This window comes from Modestobacter sp. DSM 44400, assembly GCF_900107175.1.
Lineage (GTDB): Bacteria > Actinomycetota > Actinomycetes > Mycobacteriales > Geodermatophilaceae > Modestobacter.
Genome location: NZ_FNOZ01000126.1, coordinates 1 through 3,123, shown reverse-complemented (window position 1 = coordinate 3,123; position 3,123 = coordinate 1). Strand labels below are relative to the sequence as shown.

Annotated in this window: 5 protein-coding genes; 1 reads left to right on the top strand and 4 read right to left on the bottom strand. The window is 65.6% G+C overall.

The genetic code is table 11. The features are described 5' to 3' along the window. Window positions 1-49: 49 nt before the first annotated feature. The 4 genes from BLW04_RS25075 to BLW04_RS25060 are packed head-to-tail and all read right to left on the bottom strand — an operon-like array spanning window position 50 to window position 2,361. Window positions 50-469 carry an arsenate-mycothiol transferase ArsC gene (locus tag BLW04_RS25075; RefSeq protein ID WP_091548325.1) on the bottom strand — a complete coding sequence of 140 codons (420 nt, stop codon included), beginning with the start codon at window positions 467-469 and terminating at the stop codon, window positions 50-52. Continuing rightward, complete coding sequence (locus BLW04_RS25070; RefSeq protein WP_091548323.1) at window positions 466-888, bottom strand: arsenate reductase ArsC; 423 nt, start codon at window positions 886-888, stop codon at window positions 466-468. Before BLW04_RS25070 ends, BLW04_RS25075 begins: the two co-directional genes overlap by 4 nt. Continuing rightward, window positions 881-2,014 carry an ACR3 family arsenite efflux transporter gene (gene arsB, locus BLW04_RS25065; protein ID WP_091548321.1) on the bottom strand — a complete coding sequence of 378 codons (1,134 nt, stop codon included), beginning with the start codon at window positions 2,012-2,014 and terminating at the stop codon, window positions 881-883. Before arsB ends, BLW04_RS25070 begins: the two co-directional genes overlap by 8 nt. Beyond that, the gene (locus BLW04_RS25060) at window positions 2,011-2,361 is read right to left on the bottom strand and encodes an ArsR/SmtB family transcription factor (protein WP_254781987.1); all 351 of its coding nucleotides are present in this window, start codon (window positions 2,359-2,361) and stop codon (window positions 2,011-2,013) included. The genes arsB and BLW04_RS25060 overlap by 4 nt, the downstream gene beginning before the upstream one ends. Window positions 2,362-2,494: 133 nt before the next feature. Between BLW04_RS25060 and BLW04_RS25055 the strand changes: the two genes are divergently transcribed. Continuing rightward, entirely contained in the window at window positions 2,495-3,013 is a 519-nt protein-coding gene (locus BLW04_RS25055; protein ID WP_091548319.1) for an ArsI/CadI family heavy metal resistance metalloenzyme, read from the top strand. Window positions 3,014-3,123: the final 110 nt, after the last annotated feature.

Below are 3,123 nucleotides of genomic sequence, written 5' to 3'. Positions count from 1 at the left end.
GTCGTACCCGCCGCGCATGATGGGCCCGTCAGCAACGCCGCCTAGTTGATCAACGGGCCGCTACCGAAGTTCCACGGAACGCGGGACATCCTCGGGCAGCGATGTCGTCTCGTACTAAGCGCATGCGCTCGATGCCTTCGATGCCCCGCTCGGAGGGTTCGCCGGTATCCCAGGTCTCGAACCGGGTCCCCGGGATCTGGTCGACCTTGGCTTCTCGTCCGAGAGTGACCACTACGTCGGCGCTTTCCACCATGGCTCTAGTGATGGCCTTGGGATGCTCGGCGGTGATATCGACGCCGACCTCGGCCAACGACTCGGCCGACAACTCGTTGACGGCGGGGCTGGGATCGGTGCCAGCTGAGTAGACCTCGACTGCGTCGCCGACGAGTTGCTTCAGCAGCCCAGCCGCCATCTGAGACTTGCCGGCGTTGCGGACGCAGACGAACAAGACGCTGGGCTTGGTCCTCATCGGACGCTAGCGCTCCGGGGGCTTTGCAGCTCGGTCAGCAGACCACGGATGCGGGACTCGATTTCGTCTCTGATGGGCCGCACCGACTCGACGCCCTTGCCAGCGGGGTCCTCGAGTGCCCAGTCCAAGTAGCGCTTGCCCGGGAAGATCGGGCAGGCATCGCCACAGCCCATGGTGATCACCACGTCGGAGGCCTCAACTGCCTCGGTGGTCAGCACTTTGGGTTCTTGGTCGGAGATGTCGATGCCGACTTCGGCCATGGCGGCGACGGCGACGGGGTTGACCTGGTCGCCCGGGATGGAGCCGGCCGAGCGCACCTCGACGGCGTCGCCGGCGAGGTGGCGCAGCCAGCCAGCGGCCATCTGAGAACGACCGGCGTTGTGCACGCAGACGAATAGCACGCTGGGGCGGTCAGTCACTGGGGACTCCTTCGTTGAGACCAACAGGAACCGTGGAATCACCAGGGAAGAACCGCCGTGCTGCCCAGAGCGAGACGTAGACCAGCCCCACCAGTACGGGTACTTCGATGAGGGGACCAACGACGCCGGCGAGGGCCTGGCCGCTAGTCACGCCGAAGGTGCCGATGGCCACGGCGATGGCGAGCTCAAAGTTGTTGCCCGCAGCGGTGAAGGCCAGCGTGGCGGTCTTGGCGTAGCCGAGGCCCAGGCGCATGCCGAGCACGAACGAGCCGCCGAACATCAGGGCGAAGTAGGCCAAGAGCGGCAGGGCGATCCGGGCCACGTCCCAGGGCTGGGAGGTGATGGCGTCGCCTTGGAGGGCGAAGAGCATGACGATTGTGAAGAGCAGCCCGTAGAGAGCGATCGGGCCAATCTTGGGCAGGAATTTGGACTCGTACCAAGCTCGGCCCTTGGCCCGCTCGCCGAGGGTGCGGGTCAAGAAGCCGGCGAGGAGTGGGATGCCGAGGAAGACCAAGACGCTGACCACGATGGCCCACACGCTGAAGTCCGCCGACGTCGTCGACAGGCCCAGCCAGCCGGGCAGCACCTGGAGGTAGAACCAGCCGAGGGCGGCAAAGGCGAGGATCTGGAAGACCGAGTTGATCGCAACCAGGACGGCTGCAGCCTCACGGTCGCCACAGGACAGGTCGTTCCAGATCAGCACCATGGCGATGCAGCGGGCCAAGCCCACGATGATCAACCCGGTTCGGTACTCGGGCAGGTCCGGGAGCAGCAGCCAGGCCAGGGCGAACATCAGCGCCGGGCCGATCAGCCAGTTCAGTGCCAGGGAGGCGCCGAGCAGCTTGCGGTCGCCGGTGACCCGGTCAAGCTCGGAGTACCGGACCTTGGCCAGCACCGGGTACATCATCAGCAGGAGCCCAATGGCGATCGGCAGACTGACATCGCCGACCTTGACGGCGTCGAGAGCGTCGTCGAGGCCCGGGATCAGCCGACCAAGGATCAGACCGAGCGCCATGGCGGCGATGATCCAGACCGGCAGGAACCGGTCGAGGGTGCTCAGGCACTTGAGGACCGGGGCGTCGAGGTCGGTGCCGGGAACGGCGGTTTCCCGCACGGCGTCGCTCATGCGCTCACCCCGGCGAGGGCAGCGATGCTGAACAGGTTGGCCACCGAGGAGAGCGCTTCGGGCTTAACGGCGTAGTAGACCCACACACCTCGCTTGTCCCGGTCCAAGACCCCGGCCGAGTGCAGCACCTTGAGGTGATGGCTGATGGTGGCCTGGGTCTGGTCGAAGGCCTCGTTGAGATCGCACACGCACGCCTCGCCAGTCGGACTCGAAGCAATCAGGCTGACCAGGCGCAAGCGCACAGGGTCGGCGAGGGCCTTGAGCAGGGGGACAACCTGCTCGGCCTGCTCGGGCGTCATCGACGTGCCGGTTAACGGGGTGCAGCAGGCAAAGCTGGGCTGACTCACGGGGCTCCTTCGGACGCTCTATCGACGCTCTATCGACGCTCATAGTAACGATCACCATCGTATTGACAAGGGTCTAAATTATGCCATAGTCAGACATCGACGGACGTCGATGTAAACGAAGGAGCGTGATCATGTGTCTCGTGTGCAACTGGCTCTGCGGGTCGCCGACCTCGACGGGGCGATCGACTTCTACTCCCGGCTGTTCAACACCACGCCGGCCAAGCGTCGCCCGGGCTACGCCAACTTCGCCATCGCCGAGCCGCCGCTGAAGCTTGTGCTGCTCGAGGGCGAGGCCGGCGAAGCAACCCGGATGGACCACCTAGGCGTCGAGGTAGAGAACACCGACGAGGTCAGGGCGGCAGCCACCCGCCTGGCCGACGCCGGACTGGCCACCCGTCCCGAGGAGAACACCACCTGCTGCTACGCAGTGCAGGACAAGGTCTGGGTGAGCGGCCCGGGCGGGGAGCCGTGGGAGGTCTACACCGTCAAGAGCGACGCTGGAGCCGAGCTGGAGGGCAAGACGTCCATCGAGCTGTCGCAGGTCAGTGGGGACGGCACCTGTTGTGTCGACGCCGAGGAAGCCATGCCCACCGACATCCCGGCTGAGCTGTCCGGGGCCAAGGCGCTGGTCAAGGCCGCTGCCTGCTGCTGAGGCGCATCTGGTTAGCCCGGGGCTTTCACGGCAGAGCTGCGTGAGCGGGTGTTGATCAACTGAAAAGTGCTCCTGACCAGCAAGGATGGGACTTGTCGAGAGTCCATCTG

What these genes read in the sequence shown, in the direction of transcription:
- arsB (WP_091548321.1), bottom strand. Translation starts at nt 2,014, where the DNA reads ATGAGCGACGCCGTGCGGGAAACCGCCGTTCCCGGCACCGACCTCGAC.
- BLW04_RS25075 (WP_091548325.1), bottom strand. Translation starts at nt 469, where the DNA reads ATGAGGACCAAGCCCAGCGTCTTGTTCGTCTGCGTCCGCAACGCCGGC.